A 23,630-nucleotide genomic window follows, 5' to 3' on the forward strand; every position below is an offset into this window, starting at 1 on the left:
CGCCTCCTCGTGGTCTCGGTGGGGGTTCGGTCGGGAGCGAGCCTAGGTGCTGAGGAATGAGCTCAGATGAGCATCTCGTCGGATCGGTGGAGAACGAGGCGGGCGGGGCCGAGGTGGAGGACTCCGTTGGTGAGGGGCGCGCAGCGGACGCCGCCGCGCCTCCGCATCGCCTTGTGCGCACCGGGGGCGAGCGACACGTTCATCCACGCGCAGGGATTGGCCGGGCGGCCGCCCTGGAAGCCGATCCGCTCGCCGCCCTGCTCGAGGGCGAACTCGCGACCCGCCAGGGCGTCGATGTCAGCGCCCCGGACGATGATGTTGCGGCGGGTGTCCGCCGGATCGAAGGGTCCCGCTCCGAGCTCGGCGGCGACGTGCTCGAGCGACTCGATCGCGAAGAGGGTGACGGCGGCGGTGCGGTGCGCCCGCTGCGCGAAGTAGCGGTCGCCGACGATGCCCAGGCCGGCGCGGATCTCGATCCGCTCGGGCTGCTCGTTGCCCTCCCAGGGGATCGGCCCGTCGGCGGGGCGGCCCTCGAAGCGGTGCAGCGGAGAGACGACGAAGCGCACGAGCTCGATCGCGGCCGCCTCCATGGCTCCCACGCTACGCGGTGCACCGGCCCGGCACCGCGGCGGCGGTGCACGGCCCAGGGAGGTACCAGCAGAACCCTTCACCGCTCGCGCGGCGGACCGTACGGTACCGCTATGGATCACCGAGCCGACGCCCGCGAGTTCCTGGCCTCGCGCCGGGCCCGCCTCACGCCGGAGCAGGCCGGGATCGAGCCGAGCGGCGGCCGCCGCCGGGTCGCGGGACTCCGCCGCGACGAGGTCGCGCGGCTGGCCGGCGTGAGCGTCGACTACTACACGCGGCTCGAGCGAGGGAACCTCGCCGGAGTGTCCGACTCCGTCCTCGACGCGATCGCCCGGGCGCTCGCGCTCGACCGTGCCGAGCACGACCATCTCCACGACGTGGCCCGCACCGCGAACGAGGCGGGGTCCGCTCGCAGGCGCGCGAAGCCTCCGATCGCCGAGGCGGTCAGGCCCGAGCTGCAGTACCTGCTCGACGCGATCACCGGCGCACCGGCGTTCGTCTCGAACACCCGGATGGACCTCGTCGCCGCGAACGCGCTCGGCTTCGCGCTCTACTCCGAGATGTACGCGGGCGAGGCGCGGCCCGCGAACCACTCCCGCTTCATCTTCTTCGACCCCCGGGCGCACACCTTCTACCCCGACTGGGAGCGCGCGGCCGACGTGAACGTCGCGATCCTGCGTCGAGACGCCGGACGGAACCCGCACGACCGGCAGCTCGCCGAGCTGATCGGCGAGCTCTCGATGCGCAGCGACGACTTCCGGACGCGCTGGGCCGAGCACAACGTGCGACGGCACTACACCGGCGCGAAGCAGTTCGTGCACCCCGCGGTCGGCCTGCTGGAGCTGACCTTCCAGGCCATCGAGCTGCAGGGCGACCCGGGGTACTCGATGACGGTGTACCCCGCCGTGCCCGGCAGCGCCTCCGACGAGAAGCTCCGGCTGCTCGCCACCTGGGCGGCGACCGAGGGCCTCCCGCGACTCACGACCCGCTGAGCGGCTCGAACCCCCGTCCGCCCTCTGTCCCGAAGGACGTCATGACCTCCACCGCGCCCGTCTCCACCGCTGAGCAGGCCGAGCCCGCCATGCCCTGGCTCGCCCTCGCGCTGCTCGCCACGATGGGCTTCCTCCTCGTCGCGGCCGAGACGATGCCCGCCGGGCTCCTGCCCGTGATCGCCGAGGGGATGGGGATCAGCGAGGGGACCGTCGGGCAGTTCATCAGCGTCTGGGCACTCGGCACGGTGATCGTCACCGTCCCGGCGATCAGCCTGACCCGCGGCCTCCGCCGCAAGCCGCTGCTCCTGTCGGCCATCGCGTGCCTGATCGCCGCGAACACGGTCACCGCCCTCTCGAGCGACGTCGTGGTGTCACTGGTGTCGCGATTCCTCGCCGGAGCCTTCACAGGGATCATCTGGGGGATGCTCGCCGCGTACGGCCGCCGCATCAGCCCGCCGCGCCGCGCCGGCCTGGCGCTCTCGATCGTCTCGGTCGGGGCGCCCGTCGGCTTCGCGCTCGGCACGCCGCTCGGCGCCTGGCTCGGGACGGCGCTCGACTGGCGCTGGTCGTTCGGCGGCCTCAGCCTCCTCGCGCTGATCGCGTTCGGACTGATCGCGCTCTTCGTGCCCGACGCCCCCGGTCAGCCGAAGACCGCTGCGGGGAGCCTGCCTCTCGCCCGTGTCCTCGCGATGCCGGGCGTGGGGGTCGTGTGCCTGGTGATCGTCGTCTGGATGCTCGCGCACAACACGATCTACACCTACATCGCCCCGTTCCTGCGGGAGGGCGGCTCGGGACTCGGCCCGGACCTCGTGCTCCTCGTCTACGGCGTCTCGTCGATCATCGGAGTCGCGATCACCGCGGCGGTCATCGACCGCTTCCCGCGGGCTCTGCTGCACGGGAGCGTCGCCGTGTTCATCGCCGCCGGCCTCCTCCTGCTGGTCGGTCGCGCGGCACCGGCCGCCGTCCTGGCCGCGAGCGTGCTGTGGGGCGTCTCCTTCGGCGGCGCCTCGGCGCAGCTGCAGTCGGCGCTGAGCCGATCGGGGCGCGAGAACTCGGATGTCGCGAACTCCTTCCTCCCGGTCGCGTTCAACCTCGCGATCTTCGCCGCGGGGATCGTCGGCGCCGTGCTGCTTGAGAGCGTCGGCGCGCTCGTGCTCGCGGGTCTGATGGCGGCGCTCGGGGCGCTCGCCCTGGTGATCACGCTCGCCGGCCGCCGGACGGCGTTCACGGTGGATCACGTCGAGGGCGGCGCTCGCCGAAGGGGCTGAACGGCCACTCCTGCCGAGGAAGCCCTGACAGTGCCTGCTTCCTGAGCGACTCCTCAGATACCGTCGAGAGACGGGCCGCGATCGCCGTGCCCGCGCCCCTGTCTGCTCGTCCCCCGCGAGATCTGACACCGACGATCCGGACGCCCCGGACGGTCGGACCCCGCGACGGCCGTCGCCCGCATCCCGCCCCGACGAAGGACCCACCCCCATGACCCTGTCCCCCTGCGCTTCGCGGGCCGCCACGCGCGAGGAGGCGCTCGTCGCGGTCGTCGACGCCTGCCTCCTCGGCGACGCCACCCTGCGCGCGCACATCGACCACCTGCGGTCGGCGATGCCCGATCCCGACCGGATGCGCTCGCTCCAGTCCCGGCTCCGACGCGAGGTGGACGCCGCGCGCGCCCTCCTCGAGGCGGCGGCAGAGCCCGAGTGGTGGTGCGACGTGACGGCGGAGCGACTCGGCGCGGCCTGCCAGGCGGCGCGGATCTGGAGCGAGGGCGACCCCGTCATCGCCGACCTGGAGCGCCGCCTCGCCTCGCAGCTCCGCCGCGTCTTCGGGATCGACCTCGCGGGCGTCCCGCGGCGCTGACCCCTCCGCCCCTTCCGCCGATTCGCGGACGGGCCGCGCGCCATGTATAGTCGTACCTCGTTGCGTGCGCCTCCTGGGCCGCGCGATGGACTGCGCCCGTAGCTCAACGGATAGAGCATCTGACTACGGATCAGAAGGTTGGGGGTTCGAATCCCTCCGGGCGCACTCGGAATCCAGGCCCTCACCGGCCTCGGAGCCACCGAGTACTGGTTGAGACAGTGCCACTCGCGAGAGTGCTGAACGGCCCGCTTCGGCGGGCCTTTCTTCGTTAACCGCTGTGTGAGCGGACGTTTCGCGCCAGGCGAGGAACTCCCGGTACTCGTTCGCCGGCACGAAGACGGCGCCCTGGAGGCGGTCGGGCTCGTCGGTCTCGCCGGTCAGGAACGCGATGGTCGTCCCGAGCGCTGACGCGACCGCCTCGATGTCCTTGAGGTACCAGCGCGACTTGCCGTGCATCTTCTGGCTGAGGTAGGTCCGCTGGATGCCCGACGCGCGCGCCAGGGACGCCATCGTCATCCTCCGCCTGAACGCGAGGAGCGTGATGCGCTCCGGCGTCACCGCCTGGTCGCCGTGAGGATTCGGGACAAGACGTCGACGTTCATCGCGTGCGTGTCGGGCAAGAGCGTGACGGGCGCCGGTATCAGTGACGGCGACGAGCTCGTGGTCGACCGCTCGGTGACGCCCACGCACGGGAGTGTGGTGGTTGCGATCCTCGACGGAGAGCTGACGGTGAAGCGCCTCGAGCTGACAGCTGGGGGAGTGGTGCTGCGGGCAGAGAACCCGGAGTACCCGCCGATAGCGGTGGCGTCGCTGAGCGATCTGCAGGTCTGGGGTGTGGTGACCTACTGCCTCCACCACCTGCATCGCGCGCGCTGAACGGCGCATCGGCCTCGTCGATGTGAACTCGTTCTACGTGTCGTGCGAGCGGCTTTTCGACCCACGCCTGGTTGGTGTTCCTGTCGTGGTCCTCTCGAACAACGACGGATGCGTCGTCGCGCGCAGCGACGAGGTGAAGGCGCTCGGCATCGAGAATGGCACTCCGTGGTTCAAGATCGAGCCCCTCATTCGCGTCGGCCGTCTCCCGCTCATTGAGCACCGATCGAGTAACTATGAGCTGTACGGGGAGCTGTCGGCACGCGTTATGGAGCTACTCGGCCGGTACTCGGCCTGGCAGGAGGTCTACTCGATCGATGAGTCGTTCCTTGGGATCGAGGGCGACGTCGCGGAGCGCGCGAAGATCGGCCGCGCGATGCGCGAGGCGGTCGCGAAGAACGTCGGCCTCCCTGTCTGCGTCGGCATCGGGTCGAGCAAGACCCTCGCGAAGTTCGTGAACAAGGGCGGCGCGAAAAAGCACCCGCGTCTGGGCGGTGTGTGCGATACCGACTGGTACACGCCCGAGCAGCTCGACGCACTGATGGCGTCAACGCACGTGACTGAGCTGTGGGGTGTTGCTGGCCGGACCGGGAAGCGGCTCGCGGAGTTGAGCATCCACACGATCAGGGATCTCCGCGATGCCGATCCGGCGCTGATCCGGAAGAAGTTCTCCGTCGTCCTGCAGCGCTCGGTGTACGAGCTGCGCGGTATCGACTGCATCCCGCTCGAGGCCTCTCGGTCGGTGCGAGATCAGCTGATCTTCTCCCGGTCGTTCGCGACGCCAGTGACAACGATCGCCGACATGGAACAGGTGCTCTCCGTATACGGGCAGCGGGCAGCGCATCGTCTCCGGGCGCAGGGGTCGGTGGTGGAGACGCTGAGCGTGTTCGCGTCGACGTCACCGTTCGCGGAAGCGCCGTACGAGTCCGCCGGCGGTCTCGCTGGCTTCCCCGTGCCCACGGATGACCCGGTGGCGATCGTGAAGGCCGCGATCGGGACTCTGCGCCCACGGCTGAACGAGGGTGCCCGCTACATCCGTGCCGGCGTCATACTCACGAACCTCTCACCCCGCGGCTCTCACGCGCTGCTGGAAGTCTTCGATTCGGCCTTCGACACCAAGGCGGTCGGCCCCACCATCGACGCTGTGACGAAGCGCCACGGGCGCTCGGCTGTCGGGCTGGGACTCGCCGGGATCCGCAAAGGGCCGGTCTGGACGATGAAGCGCGGCGCACTCTCGCTTCGCGCCACTACCCACTGGAGCGAGCTCGCCATTGCTCACGCCCGTTGACTACGCCGGCACAGTCTGAGGATGAACGATAATCACTCGACCCTCCAGCCACCGGAGCGGTGCTGAGAGCCGTGAAGTGCGGGATCGAGGCGGCGCGTCCGGAAACTACGAACCGGCCTTAATGACCTTCCGGGCGGCATCCGTGAAGTTTGTGAGCGCGATGACAAATGGCGGATACGGACCCACTTGTGGTTTCCCGGTGCTCGTCACGAGTTCGATGCCCAGACCGGCCAGATGAGGCGGTGCCACGAAGGCGAGCTCGCGAACAGCTTCGAGCAACTCGATGTATCGAGGAGCTAGGTCGTCGAGTCCGGCTACATCGTGTTGCAGACTCGCGATTTCGGCTGCGAGTCGCTTTCGGCTGCCTCGCCGGGACAACGGGCGATGAAGGCGAGCAGCTTGCTCTTGAACCTCGCGGATCTTCGCACCGTTCGTCTCTTCCCATTGATCACGAGTCGCAACTTTCAGAACGCGGACGACGTGCTCGTACCGTTTTTCGCGAACCCGTAACCGGTGCTCCCGCGTTGCTTGAAGCCGTGCTCCCGCGGCTGCGGCGATGAGCGAGACCAGTAACGTGAGCAGCGATCCGAGCAATAAATGGTCCACGTCGCCCAGGCTAGAGCCCTCGGTCGCGGCCACTCGTCGACAGTGCAAATTCAACGTGTGCTCGACCATCGGCTCATGGCGAGCACCGACGCTTGCCCTCGGCAAGCGATGCTCGCGCAGCGGCGACAGAGCGCCGCCTTTCGTTGTCGTGGAGCCTTCGGCAGCATACGGTCGGCCGTCCTGCGCGCTAGCGGCTGCTCCGAGACTTCCCGGACGCGTCGCGCTGCTCCTTACTTCGCCCGGGAACTCTCTTTTCCGCCGCCCTGCGGGCGCCTCTCTGGTCAAGCGGCGACGTGGATAGGCTCTGTTGAGGTGGGTTCGGTGAGTGACTTATCCGAAGAGTCGGCGTTGGGATGTGAGCCGGCCGCGCTGGATTGAAGCGTCGTTCCTGGTTGTCCCGCCGGACCCACCGCTGCGCGTAGGTGGTCGGCGACGAGGATGCGGAACACGACCGTTGCCAGGCGCCGTTTCAGGGCGCGGAGCGCTTCCTTGCTGCCCTTGCCCTCGGCGCGTTTGCGCTCGTAGAAGACTCGGCCGGGGCTGGTTTTCATGCTGACCTGGGTGAGCGCGATCACGTGGAGGGCGTAGTTCAGTTGCCGGTCGCCGCTTCGGGAGAGGCGGTGCCGCACGACGTCGCCTGAAGACACCTCGCGAGGTGCGACGCCGGCATAAGCGGCGAAGTGGGCCTCGGTAGCGAATCGGGTGACGGGGCCGGTGCGGGCGAGGATCTTCCCCGCGGTGAGCTGCCCGATCCCGGGAACAACGGTGAGGGTGGACTCCGTCGCATTGACCCGCTCGAGGATGTGTCCAGTCGCGGTGGAGATCCGCTTGTCGAGACGGCGGATCTCCGCGACGAGGTCGACCGCGATGAGCCGGCGTGTTGTGGTCATGCTCTCGGTCGAGCGGACTCGGCGCAGCAGGGCAGCCGCTATGTCTGCGGTCAGCCTGCGAGGCGCTCCTCCGACGACCAGCAACGTCATGATGGCGTGGAGCCGGTTGATGGTCTGGGTACGGGTGCGCACGAGGTCGTCGCGATGCTCGGTGAGCAGCTTCAGCTCCGTGGAGGCCGCGTCGACCTGCACGGTTCGCAGCTTGCTGGACGTCGTGGCGGCGACCGCGACCGAGAGGGCGTCGTCCTCGTCGGTCTTCCGGCTGTGGCCGGTGGAGAGGACCCGCACTCGTGCGGCGAGTTTCGCGGGGACGTCCCATGCGGTGACTCCGTCCTCGGTCAGCATCGCCGCCAGTGGTGCTCCGAGACCATAGGCGCCCTCAATCGCCCAGACAGGCTCGGGGAAACGGGCCGCGAACCGCCGGAGTTGCCGGTAGCCGGCGCTCGTTACCGGCGCCCGCACGGCGCCGATCCGTTCACCGCGAGGGCCGACAGCTACCGCTGTCCAGCTCTCTTTGTGCGGGTCGATACCAATGATCGTCGTCGACATGTCGTGCCCTCCAGCTCAGTCCATTCAATGGGTTTGGCGGAGGGCAAACCAGCTTCCAGAACGCATCCAGGCCTCTCTCGAGCCACGCCGCCAAGAGATCGTGGATGGCCCGCGCGCCCGCAGGAAGCCAGGCCACAAGAGCCGACAGGTTGCACTAGAGCGAGACCATCCACGATCTGAGGACCACGGGCTGCAGACCCGTCATCCCTGCCCCCATTGAACAAGCTGGTTGCACTTCGCTCGGCCCTCCCTAGCGGCGACTAAGTCCTCTCCACGGCAAAAAACGCGGCCGTCGCTGACGGTCACCCGCAGCTCGGATCCGAGCACAAGAACGGCGATCGCCGGTTCGGTGTCGCGGGCGGCCGTTCCCAGGCCCTTGCCGACCGCGGCACACCGATGCTGTCGAGCCTGTATCACTCGACGGTCACTGAGCATGTGCGCGCGGTGCGGGTCGGGGACGAGCTTCGCGTGGAGTGGGACGGCATCCACTGGTGGGCGTCGTCAACGTCCGGCCTTATCGGTCGGCTCTCCTGGTCGCGACGGGATAGGGGCACGCGAGGAGCGTGCGGGTCGCCCCTCACGGGCGATCAGCTGGCCGTGGCCGCCACCACGGCCGCCTTCTCAGCTTGCGCTCACAAGCGGCGTCGACCTTGGCGGCGGTGCGCTCGAGCAGGGCATCGAGCTCCGCCTTCGTGGCGGATGGTTCGATGCCGGTGATGACGGTCGTCGCGAGCACGTCCCCGATGGGACGGGTGATCCGCGCTCGCGTCGCCTTGCCGATCTCGACCTGGATGATCGCCTCCCGCGCAGTCGCCTCGCGCTTCCGACACTACGAACCGTTCCATCGTCCCGATAGGCCATCGTTCTGCGACGAGAACGCTCGCGTGTCGAGGATCCTCGACCTATTCGTTCGCTCGTACAATGACCTCAGAGCACGACACTTTCAAAAACTTTGAAAGGCCCACGATGGCATTCGACTTCGGCAAAATTGCGAGTTCTGGTGCGCTCTCGGGAATCACGGAGCCCGCAGTCCTTTTCGATGCGCTTCCTAACAAGGTGGCGGGATACGGTTACCTTCGAGCCGTTCAGGACGCCGTACTGACGCAGTGGTCGGAGCGACGCAACGAGCGGGACGTCGTTATAAAGACAAATACCGGCGGCGGCAAGACCGTCGTGGGGTTGCTCATGCTGCAATGCTCACTCAACGAGGGCATCGGCCCCGCTCTCTATCTAACACCGGACCCGCACCTCGCTGAACGTGTACTCGAAGAAGCTGCAAATCTTGGACTAGAAACTGTGCCGGACCCGCTGGCCGCGAAATTCTTGGGAGGTGACGCCATCTGCGTTACGACCATGCAAACGCTCCTAAACGGCAAGAGCAGGTTTGGGCTTCTGGGCCCAAGTGGTCGCGAGCCGTTGAGCGTCAAGACCATCGTTGTTGACGACGCTCATGCCGCCTTGGCTCTGACAGAGAAAAATACACAGCTGGTGGTGCCGTCTTCTCACGATGCGTACGCCGAACTCTTGGAGCTATTCGCGGACGACCTGAAGCTTCAAGCACTCAACGCGTTCTTGGACATTCGGGAGAATGATCGTAGCGCCGTGCTGCGGGTCCCATTCTGGTCCTGGCAAGAAAAGCAAGAAGCGGTCCTATCAATACTACGGCCTCACCGAAACGATCCAGAATTCGAATGGGCTTGGCCTTTGATCGGGGACCTGTTGCCCATCTGTCAAGCGGTCGTAAGCGCGGATGCGTTCGAAATTATGCCGCCCTGCCCTCCAATCGAGAAGTTTCCGAGTTTCTCTGAAGCGTCTCGCAGAATTTACCTAACAGCGACTCTGGCCGACGATAGCGTTCTCGTAACTCATTTTGACGCCGACCCGCTAAGCGTTGCTAAATCGATTGTCCCCGAGAGCGCGGCGGACCTAGGAGACCGCCTGGTACTCGCGCCCCAAGAGTTGAACCCAGAGATTTCACACGACGATGTAAGGGGACTAGCGCGAACTGTCGCCGACGCAAAAAACGTTGTTGTTTTAGTCCCAAGTAAGAGACAAGCGGGTCTGTGGGCGAGTGAAGCCGATCTCACCGTCAGCACTGCCTCCGACATCAGCAGCGCGGTTGAGCGTTTGAAGAACGACGATCACGTGGGCCTCGTAGTAATCATCAACCGTTATGACGGTATCGACCTGCCTGACGAGGCATGCCGCTTGCTCGTCATCGACAGCCTTCCGTTCGCGTACACCGGAGTAGAACGGCGCGAAGCCGTAGCGCTACGCGATAGCGACGCAATGGTAACCCGGCAGCTTCAGCGCTTGGAACAGGGAATGGGCCGCGGAGTACGCAGCCGCGATGATCGGTGCGCAGTTCTCCTCGTCGGGCCGCGACTGACCCAGCTGGTCGCGCGCGCCGACGTTGCGGATCGTCTCTCGCCGGCGACACGTGCGCAACTGACACTATCGAGGAAGGTCGCATCGCAGCTTGAAGGATCAGACACTGCCGCCCTCCTCGGAGTCGTTACCCAGGTCATCGCCGGCGACGCAGATTTCCGTGCCAGGTCACGTGAGGCGCTCTTGGGGGTGACGTACGGTCCAGCGACGCTCTCCGCGACGGCAAAGCCACTTCGGAGCGCATATAACTCCGCCATCGCAGGACGCCATTCCGAAGCAGCCACGTTTGCAACCGCGGCGGTAAACGCGGCCCTGGCAGACAGTGACGACCGTCTCGCCGGCTGGCTCGGAGAGACCCAAGCAGCGTACATACAGCTTTCAGACCAAGTAAATGCACAAATCGCACTCGGTGCTGCCGGGCGACGCAACGGTGCAGTCCTTCGTCCGATCGCAGGGTTGGAATACGAGCGAATTGATTCTCCAAGCCGGCAGTCCGAGCAGGCAGCCCTGTACTTGGAAGCAAGGTATCCAACCAGCGCAGACCTAGTTGTCGGCTTCAATGCCATGCTGTCGGACATTGCATGGGACAACTCTCGAACTGATGAAGCAGAAGCGGCGATCGCTGACCTGGGGCGTCATCTGGGAATGGTCGCGCAAGAGCCCGAGCGACAGTTTGGGATTGGAAGCGATGTGCTCTGGGCCCTTGGGGGTCATGCGTACGCCGTCATTGAGGCGAAAACTGGTGCCACCGCACCGCTCATCTGGAAAAAAGACATAAACCAGCTGGGCGGGTCTGTGAATTGGTGCAAGAGCGAGTACGGCGCTGATGCGAAGGTGGTCCCCGTCATGGTTCATCCAAGCAATGTCATCGAACGAACGGGAACGCCGCCAGCAGGTGCCAAAGTTGTTACGAAAGCACGACTCAAAGCTCTGAAGGAGGCCGTGCGGCGCTTCAGCGTTGCCGTGGCTCAGGACGACTCATTTAAGAATGCAGGATCAATCGACAGCCAGCTGGAGCATCATCGTCTCACCACAGCTGCCATTTTCGACGAGTTCACCGTACCTGGTGTTCGTGAGCCCAAGAAAATTGTCTAATTTGGGCTCAGCTGCACAACTACGCACTTCGGTCTGCTCGACGCCCATGCTGCCCTTGCCCCGCTTCTCTCGCCGGGCCTCTGGACGTACCTCGTAGCGAGGACGCTGCCCTTCCTCGCGGTCGCCTGCACAACCGACGCGGGAACGGCGGAACCGTCCGTATGGAGGTCGCTCACCGCATCAGTTCGCCGAGCGGGATGCCCCGCGCTTCGGCGCGGGCGGCAGTGTCCCGCAAGACCCGAACGATGAAATGCCCGGTGACGGGGCGGCTATCGGGACACTAGAACGGTGGATCAGAAGGCGATGCTGCGCATCCGAGCCGAGGCGCTCGACAACCTCGAGCAGCAGCTGCGTTCCGGGGTCGACGTCGCGAGGGAGCGGATCGTGCGACGGAGAACGGCTTCCGGCTGCAGGAGATGGAGCCCTTCACGGTCGAGGTCTGGAAGATGCTGTTCAACTGGGGGCTCGTGGTGATGCCGCCGCATCAGCAGATCGAGACGACCCACGGGTACTGCTTCCTCGGCACCGGCCTCGAGAGCTTGGTCCGCGCGGTCGCCGCCGGCCTGCAGTGGGCAGATCCGATGAACACAGCTCTCGAGGGGTTCGGCAAGTAGGCGTTCTGACGCCGCTCTAGACCTCGGTCGCGACGAGCTCGTCGGGCTGGGGAGTGCCAGCGCTCGGTAGAGGGTCGTGCGGTCGACGCCGAGCTTGCGTGCCACTGCTGCCTTCGGGACGCCGGCGGCGATGTCCGCTCGAGCTGCAGCGACCTGGTCGGCGTCGAGTCGGCGTTGCCAGCCTGTGTACTTTCCTGCGGCTTTCGCGATGCGAATGCCATCGGCTTGCCGCTCGCGAATGAGGGAGCGCTCGAACTCCGCGAACGCGCCGAGCAGGTGCAGCATCAGCTGTCCGAGTGCGTCGTCGCCGCCGGGTCCGTAGGTCTGCTGCTCCTTGATGAACTCGACGGAGGCGCCCTTCGCAACGATCTCGTCGACGACGTCGCGAAGATCTCGCAGCGAGCGCGCGAGGCGGTCCATCGACGCGACTCGAACGAGGTCGCCGTCTCGGATTTAGCGGATGCAGTTGGCGAGAGCAGGCCGGTCGGTGCGGTGGCGCCGGACACCTTCTCATCGAAGATCCGGTCGACGGCACCGATCGCCTCGATCTGTCGATCGAGGTTCTGGTCGGTCGTGCTGACTTGGACTTAGCCGACGGTCTGCGTTCGTTGCGTCACTCCTAGACCCTGACACAGATGTGTAGCGAAAGGTCGAGAGTCGACCCTACTGCGACGCGAGTCGCGCCACCTTATTGGGGTTGCGTTGGGGTATACCCCAGCTGGACGTGCGCATCTGAGTGCCGTCGGTGCAGAGGAGTCGGAGGTCATTGATCGTGGTTCAGCGGGGGTCGGACGCGGGGGAGCTGAGCTACTCGCGCACTCGAGTCCATTCTCCGTTCTTCAAAGTGTGGCGGAACCAGCCGGCGATCGTCTCGGCCTCATCGGGGTCCTCGAGCTCGTAGATCGGGTATTCGTACGCCAGCACATCCGTGCCCTCGAGACGCGGAGAGTCGCTCCCGTCGTCATCGATCTTGGCGTCGACGTCGCCCTCGGAGGAGGACAGACTGCCACCGGAGAACGGCGTCCCGATCAGAACGGGAGTCGCGCCGCTGAGGTCGAGCGCCAGCACCGTCGACAGGATCGACGAGCGCCCGGCGCAGCACTGCGCGGCCGGCGTACCCGTGCACTGGACGACGAGAACGGCGTCGTCTCTGCCGTCCCCGGTGAGATCCGTGGTGCCGACGAGCCGCGTTTCGAGGATGCCCGTCCCACTTCCTCCGTCGTCGAAGTTCTCGCCCTGACCGCCGGACAACTGGATGGGCCGGGACCCTTCCCACTGGGTGCACGCACCGGCGGGGATGAGCAGCTCGCCGACGACGCCCTCGATCGGCCCACGGCTGTCGACGTCGTCGACGACGTATCCGATCATGGCGTTCACGAGTTGCTGCGTGCGCATCAGAGACCCGTGGTAGCACGGCGAATCGCCGCCTTCCATCAGGTCACGACCGACTTCGTCAACCGTCTTCAGCTTCATGCCCCGCAGGAAGTTCTCTTCGACGAAGTGCACCGGACTGATGGTGTAGCGGCAGCGGGCGCTGTCTCCAGTCGTCACGTGGTCTGTGGCCGATTCGTGGCCGACGACCACGTCTCCGATGCGGACGTCCTCTGTCCGGAGGGGGAGACCGAGGAAGCCCGACCGCGGCATCGTCACCGTTATGTCGCCGTAGAGCGCGTGCACGGGCAATCCGGCCGGCCACGGCGCCGACAACGCCAATTTCTTGAGCTCCGTCGATCGGGTCTGGAGCGCGCGCCCGGCGTCTGCCTGGAAGGCGCTCGCCTGCGCGGGCAGCCAGTCGCACGGGGTCCCGGTGCTCAGCGAAGTGCTCGCGGCGGAACCGCAACTGCTCAGCGCGCTCCGCAGCAGCGCCGCGAAGGCGCGGCTGGTCGCGCCACCGATCGACCCGCTAGAGCCTCCTTCGGAGACGAAACGAGCGAAGTCGGATCCGGTGTTCGGCGTCCCGAAGGTGATGACCTGGCTCAGGTCCCCGAGCAAGCCAGGATTCTGGGCCAGTGCCTGCCGTACCGCGAGGCCGCCCATGGAGTGCGCGACGACGATCACCTTCTGGCCGGAGTTCTGAGCCAGGCAGCGGATCGAGTCCGCTAGCGGCGCCGCGATCCGATCGGACGTGACCCACTGCGCTGACGCGTCGTGATAGTCGAAGGTGTAGACGTCGGTGTTCCCGAGGTACTGCAGGATGCCGACCACGGTCCGAGAGGACGGGGTGATCGATTCGCTGATCGTGCCGAGGTCGGCCGTGCGCGAGAAGTTGCCGAGCGGATTTGAGAGGTGTGCTGAGTTCCCGGTCCACCCGTGGACCATCAGTAACGGGACGACTCGGCCCGATTCCGGATCCGGTCTCGCCTCGCCGTCGGCTTCGTAGTCGCTGATCCAGACGCTTGCCTGCTCGAGCCCTCCGGGCGCACAGCCGGCAGAGAGATCCGGGTACGAGTTCTCGGTCGGCGAGGCGACGGCGGGTGGCGCGGCGACGACGAACGCCGCGAGCAGCAGCATGACCAGGGTGACTCGAATGCGTCTCACTGCTGCAACTCGCTCTGGATCGTGCCGTCCAGCTTCCAGCCGCCGTTCTCGACGACCATGAACGCGAGGTAGGCCCGCGGGTCCGATTCTCCGGGCACCGACATCGACATCGCGATCGTGCCTGCCTGTTCGTCGGTCGCCACCCAGGTGGAGGAGTCGGCGTCGATCGTCGCGCCCGGTGGCACGGCGACGTCCGGTGCGGCCTGAACAGCGGAGCGCAGTGCCTCGGATGCCCCCGCGACAGGATCCTCCGGCAGTGCTCGCAGAGCATCCGCTACGGCTTCTGCTGTCGGGTCGGTCGCATCGGGCGATCGAGTCGGCATCGCGCTGCTCTCGGGGGCACTGGCCGACGATTCCTGTACCGACCGCCACTGGAAAGGATCCACCACGAAGGTCGCGCCTGCGCCGATCAGCACGATCGCTCCGATCGTTACCGCGAGGGTACGGCCATTCACGCTCGGCACCGCATGGTCGACACGGGTGCAGAGGTGTGGTGGATGACCTCGTCGAGTCCGAGAAAAGTCAGACGCGGTCCGGGCGTCGAGTGCGGTGCGGACGCACCGGCCGTACGTGATCGCATGCGGTCATTATGTCGACGGGGTTTCCGGAGGCACAACGTCGAGTTCGTGTGGCGAGACATCACGTCCTGTGGCTGCGGTCACCAGCGCCGTGCTGCCAGAGCTCGATCGCCGCGATCCGCTGCGCAGAGGGCTCGTTGAGCTCCTGGTGCTCGCGCTGTCGGAGGCGACGCGCGATGAGAGCTCGCCTTGACCATTCTCCGTGGCGGCGCGTGTCGAGGTGTCATGCCCTCAGAGCGCCGCCGCAAATCAGCGCGACCTGCAAGGCGGTTTGTACCGCATTTCGGCAACCGTGACGGACGGCGATCGTAAGAGAATGGCCACCATGGTCACAGGAACGCCTCAGAGGTCCAAGCGCCCGTGGGCTGTCTCAGATGGGATCGCGGTCCTCGCACTGGCGGTCAGCCTCGTTTCCGCCGGAGTTGCGGTCTTTCAAACGCAACGGGCTAATGACATCAGCGATGGTGCGTACGCGCTCAGCCGGTCCCTCGCGCCAGCCACGGACATCTACGTCAACGTGGTCTGGGCAAGTCTGGTAGAAGACGAAGGCAAGCCTGCGATCAAGATGGAGCTGGAACTCGTCAACACTGGCGAGGTCGCACTGAGCGGGTGTGGCACGTACGTGCAGTCGTCTGATGCGGACGGAAAGCCCATCCGATATTGGCCTTCGATCGTTGAGCCAGGCGGTGCATTATGGGGTCTGGCTCCTGCGGAAAAGCATCCCGCGTCGGCGATCGTGCCCCTTTCGAGCATCCAGTCAGATTCAGCAGCATCGAAGGTGTACGTGGCCATCTGGTTCGAGTGCGTATCTGCCGATCTGGTCACTCTGGGTCACCTGTTTGGAGTGGATGTGGCCGCTCAGAACCTGATCGCTGAGAACTACCTCGCCACAGCGGACGGGGAGGTGCATTCGCCCTTGAAGCAGCTCGACCCGCTGGGATCGTATGAGCGTTTCGCGATCGTTGAGCGGGACAGCGGTAGGACGCCCCCGCCCAGTCCGATCCCGTCTCCACGATTTACAGTGCGCGCTGAGACGCCACGCGCCTGAGGAAGCGTCACCGTTCTGCGTGTTGGTGCGCCTCAGTCGGTGTCTGTGGCTTCTCCGGTGTCGCGCAGTTCGTCCTTCGCCGCCTCAGAGGCCGCCCGGCGCCCCTTGCGTTCGAGGATCTTGGCAGATCCGAATCGGTACAGCTGATGCGCACCGGCCGCGACCACGAGGCCTGCGGCTAAGCCTCCGGCGATGAGCTTCGGCGCGCTTTTTGACACGGCGGCCTTCTCGATGATTTCAATCAAGTTCTCTACGCCGCCGACAGATCCCGCTTGCGTGGTGAAAGATTCGTACGCGCCCAAGTTGCTCATGCATTCCCCTAGCTCTGCTGCCAGCTCGGACTCTACCGGTCGTCGCCGGGCCAGTTCCGAGGGCGGACAAGAAACGAGCCGGACTGCCGGACTAGGCAGCTGCCGACTACGCACTGAGGCCATCCATCCGCTAAGCGGCGCGATCCCGGAGGTGGGTGGCCGTGAGGAGCGCCCCGGAGGGGCATCCCGGAGGGACGCGGAGCGCTCTTGACGGCCGGCCGGCGCAGGCAAGAGTGAAGCATCGGATGGACGGCCGGACCGCAGCCTGCGCGCTCGTCGTGGGGGCGGAAAAGCCCCGGGAGCAAAAGTGCTCGAGCGGGGGCCTCCCTAGCGACGAGGGGGATCTTCGTGCGCGATCAGATTACTCGTCCGGCCACGTCGCCAGCGCGTCGTGGGGAACGATCGTCGGCACTCCGTCGACGGTCCGGATCGTCGTGCCGGGCTCTCCGAGTCCGGCGGCGTGTGTGATCGCGGCGAGGACCAGCCGAGTGTGTCCAAGATCGTGGCCGGAGACGTCCTTGCGGAAGTCGACCGGAACGCCGCCAACGACACTATCGTACCCACGGTCCGCGTCGCGGCGATCGTTTCCCGGCCCGACTTCGCGGCCACGGCGTACACCGTCGAGCCGGGAATCGAGCACTCCCAGTACTTCGCGCACCCGGAGTGCCGCCGACGTCTCGCCGGCTGGCTCGGGGTCCCGTGGCCGAGCGCGTGACGCCGCCGCTCGGGCGGCGATTGACGCCGGGCGAGAGCGCGTCGGTGGTCGTGAATGCCCGGTCGCAGTGGAACGACACCGGGATCGATCTCGAAGCCGGCATCCGCTACCGCTTCCGGGCCGAGGGGGCCTGGTGCGACCGAGACCTGCACGGAGACCCCGACGGGCTGCACGAGCGCAGCTGGGTGCACCGCTTCGGGTTCCTGCGGCGGGTCGGCGACGCGGACTGGTTCACGCTCGTCGGAACCGTCGGCCCTCCACGAGGACCGCGTTCCGGATCGGCTCCGAGTCCACGTCTCAGGTGCGGCAGGGCGGCCGACTGCTCTGCCTTGCCAACGACGCCGCGTGGTTCTACGGCAAGAACAGTGGTGAGGTGACGCTGACGATCGAGCGGGACTCTTGAGAACTGACGCCCAAGCCTGGGTGTCGGTGCCCGACATCCGCAGGGCGAAGAGTGAGGTGGTCAGCATCAGCACGACAGCCAAACCGACGGCCGCCGGGAAAGGGTAGGCATCATCCAGCGCGCCCGCGGCCAGGGGGCCGACGATGGCCGCCGCGTCACCGACCGCCCGGAACACCGCGACCGGCTGACCGCTCCGTGTGCCGGCCGCGTCGCCCACGTTACGCAGACCATCGTCCTCGACTGTGCTCAGCGGAGCCCGGCAGTAGCGGCGACAGCAGAATGCCTCCGAATGTGGACGGCCCCGCTAGGAGCAGGATCTCGGTCCCGCCGGCATCGGGTACATCAGCGGATCGACCGCCTCTGAGCGCTTTTGAAAGGAGCTCGGCTGAGGCAGTGAACTTTCGGAGCGCTCCGAAGTGGAGTCGAATTCTAAGCTGACATAATCTCGGTTATTGGCGTTGATCTGCGCAGCCCGACCATCCGCCGAGATGGTGCCCGCGGTCCGGCGCGGCTGGGACACTGAGGACATGAGTGATGACTTCCTAGCCAAAGTTGGCAGCTGGCTCGAGAAAAGTGGGTACGCGTTCGAGTTGCGAATTGCCCGCGCTATACGTTCGGAAGGCGCCAATGACGTGAATCTGTCGTTCTCGTACACGGATGCCACCACCGGAGCCCTTCGAGAGGGAGACGTTCTCGCGAAATTTGATTGGACTGCAATAGAAGGTGTACCGGCCTCCATAGAGGTCGTCATCGAGTGTAAGAGCGGTCGCGATCACCCATGGGTGCTCTTTTCGGACGAAGATGTCACGATGGGATCGACGATTGAAGATTGGGCCTACTTCTCTCATGGTTCATTTGTCGGCATCACCGAGCCCCTCACCAAGGATTGGAGCGACCAGCCGCCGTTTCACGACCGGCGAGTCGCCAGTCATGTCGTAGCCATGGGTGCCAAGGACTCGCACAACCCTGCGAGTGATGCCGTGCGACAGGTTCTCAGCGCAGCAGAGGGCCGAAAGACGCGATATACGGAAAGACATTTCCAAGATCGTCGTGGTTGCGTAATCATTCCTGTCATAGTCATTGGTGGTCGCCTCGTCGAGGCCCGGCTATCCTCCATTGGAGACATTGAACTTACGGAAGTCGCTTCGGCCGTCGTGGCTGGCCCTCGGCGCGGGGACAAGCCCGCCCATGTCTTTGTGGTCACCGAGACCGAAGTAACGGAGTTTGCTCAGTCATTCCGGGATCTTGCCGACCGAGCTAATAAGCAGCGGTAGGGGACTGGCGGAACAGGCGAGAATGAAGAGGGGACAACATGAGGGATGAAAGTGGCACGGTAACTGAGACCAGCTCGCTCGAGCGATTGGCCTGGCAACTCGAAGTCGTGAAGTCGTTTGAGGATCAGTACGGCCGAGAATCATGGGCAGCCTGCTCCGCAACCTCCGAGCTCGGAGGCGACGACAAGATCCTAGACCCGTTTCAGACGAGCCATCGCGTCGCGCATGCACTAGGGATTGCGCTTGACGCCCTACGTACAGCCCGAATCATCATTGACGGACCCGCTGGAATCCGGGTCGCTTTAGTTGGCCAATACCCGGTGCTTCGGACGGCAATGGAGTCCGCCGCCCTCGCGATGTGGCTGCTTCAGCCCGACGAGCGCGCCAATAGGCTGGCTCGATCAATCGCTGCGAGCTGGGACGATGTTCTTCACGACGTCCGGCTAGTGACAGCATCGACAGAGGAAGACGTTAGTGATACGAAGGCGCAGAGATCTGATAAAAATAAGATTCGCCGCGAGCATGTTCAACAGGTTCGAGCAACTAAGAAGCGGATTCGTGAGGTTGCGCACTCTGCGGGTATCAGTGACGACGACTATAACCGTGGTCTTCCCGGTTTCGGCCCAATAATTCGAGAGTCGGCGGAAGCGGTGGGAGTCTCTGGAAGCCACGCTCTTGGTGCATGGAGCGCAATCAGCGGGTTGACCCACCCATCGCAAGCCCGAACCCTGATGCTCTCAGATATGGCGATTTCATCGACAAACGGCTCTGTGCACACAGCTCGACTGACGGCCCGGATAAGTATGGTAGCTTTCGCAATGGATGCCGCGATGCTCAGCTTTTCAGGTGCCCTAGATCTGCTCGCGCGTCGAAGCGATGATGCGTCCGTCGCTTGGACTCCAGCTTCGATAAACCTCAAGCTAATTCCGCCGCGCTTTCGCACGGTCTCGAATCAGTCTTCTTGCTCTGAAAACTGAACACGCAAAACATGGGCGGACCGGGAAGATTTTGAAGAAGATTTCGCCTACGAGATCAACGACAGGATCTAGCCGTCAATTGTCCTGGGTCAACATCCCCTGTTGACCCGGGACAGCTCCGGCCAGGCGTATCGACGATTCTTCCCGCAGATACGCAGTCCTCGACCGGATCTGAAAGAGGCGGACCGAAGCGGGTCCCATTTCCTCGCGTGGCCACGATGTCGGCATTGACGCGCTTAACGATGAGCCCGCCTGTCCCGCGTCGATGTTGCCGAGGCCACCTCTGTTGAGGAGGGTTGCATTTTTAAGGGCGATTGCTCCGGAAACGACGGTTTCTGATCGATCGATTCCAGCTCGTGCTCGTCGATCGGCGGCCCGCGAAGTTCCGCGCTGTGGCGGCGCTGCTCATTCGATCAAAACTCATTCCCGAAACTCGGGCTGATCACAACGTGACTCTAGGCGGCGTCGCCAAATGATCTGCAGGTGTGGGGCGTGGTCACCTACTGCCTGCACCACCTGCATCGTGCGCGCTGAACGGCGCATCTGCCTCGTCGACGTGAACTCGTTCTCCGTGTCGTGCGAGCGGCTCTTCGACCCACGCCTGGCTGGTGTTCCCGTCGTGGTCCTCTCGAACAACGATGGCTGCGTCGTCGCGCGCAGCGATGAGGTGAAGGCGCTCGGCATTGAGAACGGCCCTCCGTGGTTCGAGATCGAGCCCCTCATCCGCGCAGGACGCCTCCCTGAGGTCATCGCCCGCTTGAGCAACTTCGAGCTGTACGAGCGCGTGACCCTTCGACGAGCCGGTTCACGACGAACGCGATGGCGGAGATTTCTCGACACGCTCGGTTTCGACTCCCGCCGCCGGGCGGACCTCGGCCAAGCGCTGCTCGAGAAAGGCGCGCTCGGCGGAGTTCGCCGTGAGGTCGATCGCCCGTCGGTACGACTCGGTCGCGCCTGCGATGTCGCCGAGGCGGCGCAGCAGGTCGGCGCGGGTGGCGGGAAGGTAGGGGTAGGCGGCGAGCCGGGGATCGGTCATCAGCTCGTCCAGGAGCGGCAGGGCGGCGGCCGGCCCGTCGGCGAACGCCACGGCGGCGGCCCGGTTGAGTGCGACCACCGGGGTGTTCCACACCGCCAGCAGCCGGTCGTAGAGGTGCACGACGCGCGGCCAGTCGGTCTGCTCCAGAGACGGCGCCGTCGCGTGCACGCCGGCGATCGCCGCCTGCAGGGTGAACCGCCCTGGTGGGCCGGACGCCAGCGCCCCCGCTGTCACGGTCAGCCCCTCCAGAATCGCGCGCTGGTCCCAGCGGGTCCGGTCCTGGTCGGCGAGCAGGAGCAGTCGGCCCTGCTCGTCGGTGCGGGTGGCCCGGCGCGCGTCGGTGAGGAGCAGCAGGCCGAGCAGGCCGCGGGTCTCGGCCTGCTCGGGGAGCATTGCGGCGAGGGTGCGCGCGAGGTGCAGGGCGCGGTCGCAGAGCGCCTCCTGGACGAGCGCGTCCCCCTCGCGGGCCGTGTGGCCGGTGCTGAAGAGCAGGTGGACGGCGGTGAGCACGCTGTCCAGTCGCTCGGGCAGCTCCGCCCGACCCGGGACCCGGTAGGGGATCCGTGCTTGGGAGATCTTCTTCTTGGCCCGGGTGATCCGTGCCGCCATGGTCGGCTCGGACACCAGGAAGGCCCGGGCGACGTCGGGCGTGGGCACGCCGCAGACCAGGCGCAGGGTGAGGGCGACCTGGGCCTCGGGGGCCAGGGTGGGATGGCAGCAGGTGAACACCAGTCGGAGCCGGTCGTCCGGCACCGCGGCGTCGGGCTGGTCCGGGTCGGCCGGGTCGTCGTGATCGACTGTCGCCGGCTCCACGAGCATCGGGAGCTTGCGTCGGAGGGTGACCTCGCGACGCAACCGGTCCCGTGCATGGTTTCGCGCCGCGGTGGTCAGCCACGCGCCGGGCCGCTCGGGTATGCCGTCCCGGGTCCAGGCCCGCAGCGCGCTGACGTACGCCTCCTGCGCGCACTCCTCGGCGACGTCCAGGTCGCCTGCGACGCGCACGGTGGCGGACAGCACGAAGGCCCACTCGGAGCGGTGGGCCTGCGCCAGCGCAGCGACGACCGCGTCCGCCTGCTGGGCGGACGCGGTCGGCTCGTCGCTGTGGATGATCAGAACGGGTTCGTCGACGGGTCCACGAGCGGGCGGACCTCGACGCCGCCGCCGGGGGCCGGGCACAGCTTGGCGATCTCGACGGCATGGTCGAGGTCGCGTGCCTCGACGATGTAGTAGCCGCCGAAGGCCTCCTTGGTCTCGACGAACGGGCCGTCCGTCACGGTGCTGCCACCCTTGATCGTGGTGGCCGTCGTCGTGGGCGCGAGCGCGCCCCCGCCCGCGAGGGACCCGCCGAGCTCGGAGACCTGCTGGGTGAAGGCGTTGTGCGCGTCGAGCACCGCGCCCCACGTCTCGGGCGAGGCGTTCGCGTAGAACGACGGGTCTTCGTAGATGAGGATCGCGTACTGGGACATGGGTCTGCCCTCCTGTATCAGGTGCGGGCCGGCCTGTCCGGCTCCGTCACTCATGACGACGAACATCCTGCCGCCGAATCGACAGCCAGGCCCGAATCTTCTTCTTTCAGGGAACGACGGATCAGCTGCGACTCAGCCGGAGCCGGCCGGGCGATTCCTCGCTCGGTCGAAGAGATCGTCAGGGCTGTGCAGTGCGGTGCCGACAGACACGTACGTGGCATAGGCCAGCCAGATCAAACGCGGGACGAGAGCCCACGCCGCCTTCCTGTCGATGCGGGCCGTCGCGGCGGTGGCGTGCACTGTCGTGGCGAGTCCGGCGACAGTGTCGACCGCGCCGAGAACGGGGCTTCGGAGCCCGAAGTAGACGGAGGAGAAGCCCGCGAAGAGGACCCACGTGATTCCTTCGGAGACCAGGACGCTTCGGCGGCCCCGAGTGCTCGGGGGCAGGTTGACGATGCGCAGGTCGCTCCACAGCGTGAGGATGTTGTTGACAGCCCACGCCGGCGCGAAGACCCAGCCGGGCGGAGAGCCGGGGGGCGTTCTCAGCCGCGCGAAGTAGCTCTCATCGCCGTTGTACCCAGCAGGCAGCGCGCTGGCGATGTTCGCTGCGATGCCCAGAACAGCCGCGTGCTTCCAGCCGTACTTCCGTCGTGTGGTCATCTCTCCTATCCTTCGGTGAAGGAATGGTTCCGTTGCCTAGTGTTTGGTTTGCGGACGGACCTGTCAAGTAGGATCACGAGGTGAACGCCGATTCCGAGTACCCGCCCGATGAGGCCGTGGAACGATCGAGGATGTCCGCCCACGAGTTGAGCTGGTCGCTGCGTTCGACCCATCGGGCGGCGGGAGAGGCCGATCGGGCTCTGGCTGCGCACCTGTCGCTGCGACCGTTGGAGTACGACGCGATCGAGCACATCATGTCCAGCGAGAGCGACCCGATCGGGCCGGTGGAACTCGCCTCCCGACTCGGGATCAGCCCCGGATCGGCGACGGAGCTGATCGACCGCCTCGAGCGGTACGGGCACGTCACCCGCGAGCGTGGTGCCGTGGACCGTCGACGGGTGCTCGTCACCGCGCGCCCCGAAGCCATCGGCCGCATCCTCAGCGATCTCTCCCCCCTGTTCGCCGAGCTCGATGGTCTCGCGGCGGGTTTCAGCGCCGACGAGCAGGTGAGTATTCAGCGGTACCTCCGCGACGCATCCGCGCTGCTCACCCGCTACGCGTCGTCACTGCGGCACAAAGATCCGGCCGGTGAGCGGCGAGTCGACTGACCCGCACACCGCGCCCGCGAGCGAGAAAGCGTGGGAGGCCGACGCCCGCAGCCGAATGCACGGCCGCGTGGTACGAGCTCCTCGTGACCTCCATCCTCGACGCCTTCGCCGACGGGACCGTACCGTTGAAGCTCCTCGTGGACGAGGGGCAGCGAGCGCTGGGTGATCACCCGGCCTTCCCGGGCGGGCGACCGGGCAATGACATCCGCTTCACCGAGGTCGACCTCGAGGCCAGGGGAGTAGTGGAACGGATCCCGCCCGCCCTCTCCGACGGGACCA

20 protein-coding genes, 1 tRNA gene and 2 pseudogenes are annotated in these 23,630 nt (G+C 66.1%); 12 read left to right on the top strand and 11 right to left on the bottom strand.

All coding sequences use genetic code 11. The features are described from left to right. Positions 1–62: 62 nt before the first annotated feature. The gene (locus GSU68_RS02960) at positions 63–590 is read right to left on the bottom strand and encodes an MOSC domain-containing protein (protein ID WP_159905626.1); all 528 of its coding nucleotides are present in this window, start codon (positions 588–590) and stop codon (positions 63–65) included. 111 nt (positions 591–701) lie between these two features. Here GSU68_RS02960 and GSU68_RS02965 point away from each other — a divergent pair, with 111 nt between their 5' ends. From GSU68_RS02965 to GSU68_RS02995, 6 genes and pseudogenes are all read left to right on the top strand, one after another. Beyond that, entirely contained in the window at positions 702–1,580 is an 879-nt protein-coding gene (locus GSU68_RS02965) for a helix-turn-helix transcriptional regulator (protein WP_159905627.1), read from the top strand. 41 nt (positions 1,581–1,621) lie between these two features. Continuing rightward, positions 1,622–2,848 carry an MFS transporter gene (locus GSU68_RS02970; protein ID WP_159905628.1) on the top strand — a complete coding sequence of 409 codons (1,227 nt, stop codon included), beginning with the start codon at positions 1,622–1,624 and terminating at the stop codon, positions 2,846–2,848. A 208-nt stretch (positions 2,849–3,056) separates the two neighbouring features. Continuing rightward, complete coding sequence (locus tag GSU68_RS02975; protein WP_159905629.1) at positions 3,057–3,434, top strand: hypothetical protein; 378 nt, start codon at positions 3,057–3,059, stop codon at positions 3,432–3,434. 92 nt (positions 3,435–3,526) lie between these two features. Beyond that, positions 3,527–3,599: transfer RNA gene (locus GSU68_RS02980), tRNA-Arg, on the top strand. Between the two features lie 411 nt (positions 3,600–4,010). Further along, a pseudogene (umuD, locus tag GSU68_RS02990) lies at positions 4,011–4,310 on the top strand (translesion error-prone DNA polymerase V autoproteolytic subunit); the annotation flags it as partial. Between the two features lie 22 nt (positions 4,311–4,332). Further along, positions 4,333–5,595: a Y-family DNA polymerase gene (locus GSU68_RS02995; protein WP_244259369.1), complete on the top strand. Its 1,263-nt coding sequence runs from the start codon at positions 4,333–4,335 to the stop codon at positions 5,593–5,595. 105 nt (positions 5,596–5,700) lie between these two features. Here GSU68_RS02995 and GSU68_RS03000 read toward each other — a convergent pair whose 3' ends face one another. The 3 genes from GSU68_RS03000 to GSU68_RS03010 form a co-directional block, all read right to left on the bottom strand. Continuing rightward, a complete protein-coding gene (locus GSU68_RS03000; protein ID WP_159905630.1) occupies positions 5,701–6,270 on the bottom strand; it encodes a hypothetical protein in 570 nt (189 codons plus the stop codon). 212 nt (positions 6,271–6,482) lie between these two features. Further along, a complete protein-coding gene (locus tag GSU68_RS03005; protein WP_104308586.1) occupies positions 6,483–7,640 on the bottom strand; it encodes an IS110 family transposase in 1,158 nt (385 codons plus the stop codon). 577 nt (positions 7,641–8,217) lie between these two features. Then, the gene (locus GSU68_RS03010) at positions 8,218–8,376 is read right to left on the bottom strand and encodes a hypothetical protein (RefSeq protein WP_159905631.1); all 159 of its coding nucleotides are present in this window, start codon (positions 8,374–8,376) and stop codon (positions 8,218–8,220) included. Between the two features lie 185 nt (positions 8,377–8,561). On the opposite strand from GSU68_RS03010, the gene GSU68_RS03015 reads away from it, so the two are divergent. Then, on the top strand, positions 8,562–11,123 hold the full coding sequence (locus GSU68_RS03015; RefSeq protein WP_159905632.1) for a helicase C-terminal domain-containing protein: 2,562 nt from the start codon (positions 8,562–8,564) through the stop codon (positions 11,121–11,123). Positions 11,124–11,416: 293 nt separating this feature from the next. Here the strand turns inward: GSU68_RS03015 and GSU68_RS03020 are convergent, their stop codons facing one another. The 3 genes from GSU68_RS03020 to GSU68_RS03030 form a co-directional block, all read right to left on the bottom strand. After that, on the bottom strand, positions 11,417–12,157 hold the full coding sequence (locus GSU68_RS03020; protein ID WP_244259370.1) for a recombinase family protein: 741 nt from the start codon (positions 12,155–12,157) through the stop codon (positions 11,417–11,419). A 387-nt stretch (positions 12,158–12,544) separates the two neighbouring features. Continuing rightward, entirely contained in the window at positions 12,545–14,248 is a 1,704-nt protein-coding gene (locus GSU68_RS03025) for a hypothetical protein (protein ID WP_159905633.1), read from the bottom strand. Between the two features lie 23 nt (positions 14,249–14,271). After that, positions 14,272–14,691 carry a hypothetical protein gene (locus tag GSU68_RS03030; protein WP_159905634.1) on the bottom strand — a complete coding sequence of 140 codons (420 nt, stop codon included), beginning with the start codon at positions 14,689–14,691 and terminating at the stop codon, positions 14,272–14,274. A gap of 478 nt (positions 14,692–15,169) precedes the next feature. Between GSU68_RS03030 and GSU68_RS03035 the strand changes: the two genes are divergently transcribed. Continuing rightward, the gene (locus tag GSU68_RS03035; RefSeq protein WP_159905635.1) at positions 15,170–15,901 is read left to right on the top strand and encodes a hypothetical protein; all 732 of its coding nucleotides are present in this window, start codon (positions 15,170–15,172) and stop codon (positions 15,899–15,901) included. A gap of 32 nt (positions 15,902–15,933) precedes the next feature. On the opposite strand, the gene GSU68_RS03040 is transcribed toward GSU68_RS03035, so the two are convergent. Continuing rightward, positions 15,934–16,212, bottom strand: coding sequence for a hypothetical protein (locus GSU68_RS03040; protein WP_159905636.1), 279 nt, complete (start codon positions 16,210–16,212; stop codon positions 15,934–15,936). Between the two features lie 490 nt (positions 16,213–16,702). Here GSU68_RS03040 and GSU68_RS03045 point away from each other — a divergent pair, with 490 nt between their 5' ends. The 3 genes and pseudogenes from GSU68_RS03045 to GSU68_RS03055 form a co-directional block, all read left to right on the top strand. Beyond that, positions 16,703–16,927, top strand: a complete 225-nt coding sequence (locus GSU68_RS03045; protein ID WP_159905637.1) for a hypothetical protein — start codon at positions 16,703–16,705, stop codon at positions 16,925–16,927. A gap of 930 nt (positions 16,928–17,857) precedes the next feature. Beyond that, positions 17,858–18,604, top strand: a complete 747-nt coding sequence (locus GSU68_RS03050) for a hypothetical protein (protein WP_159905638.1) — start codon at positions 17,858–17,860, stop codon at positions 18,602–18,604. Positions 18,605–20,053: 1,449 nt separating this feature from the next. Then, positions 20,054–20,359, top strand: a pseudogene (locus GSU68_RS03055) (hypothetical protein); the annotation flags it as partial. Between the two features lie 27 nt (positions 20,360–20,386). Here GSU68_RS03055 and GSU68_RS03060 read toward each other — a convergent pair. From GSU68_RS03060 to GSU68_RS03070, 3 genes are all read right to left on the bottom strand, one after another. Then, on the bottom strand, positions 20,387–21,793 hold the full coding sequence (locus GSU68_RS03060) for a sigma-70 family RNA polymerase sigma factor (protein WP_244259371.1): 1,407 nt from the start codon (positions 21,791–21,793) through the stop codon (positions 20,387–20,389). After that, on the bottom strand, positions 21,727–22,083 hold the full coding sequence (locus tag GSU68_RS03065; RefSeq protein WP_159905639.1) for a YciI family protein: 357 nt from the start codon (positions 22,081–22,083) through the stop codon (positions 21,727–21,729). The genes GSU68_RS03060 and GSU68_RS03065 overlap by 67 nt, the downstream gene beginning before the upstream one ends. Positions 22,084–22,215: 132 nt before the next feature. Next, positions 22,216–22,743, bottom strand: a complete 528-nt coding sequence (locus GSU68_RS03070) for a TspO/MBR family protein (RefSeq protein ID WP_159905640.1) — start codon at positions 22,741–22,743, stop codon at positions 22,216–22,218. Positions 22,744–22,874: 131 nt separating this feature from the next. On the opposite strand from GSU68_RS03070, the gene GSU68_RS03075 reads away from it, so the two are divergent. Further along, a complete protein-coding gene (locus tag GSU68_RS03075; protein ID WP_279631066.1) occupies positions 22,875–23,351 on the top strand; it encodes a MarR family transcriptional regulator in 477 nt (158 codons plus the stop codon). Positions 23,352–23,630: the final 279 nt, after the last annotated feature.

The organism is Rathayibacter sp. VKM Ac-2759 (assembly GCF_009834225.1).
Lineage (GTDB): Bacteria > Actinomycetota > Actinomycetes > Actinomycetales > Microbacteriaceae > Rathayibacter.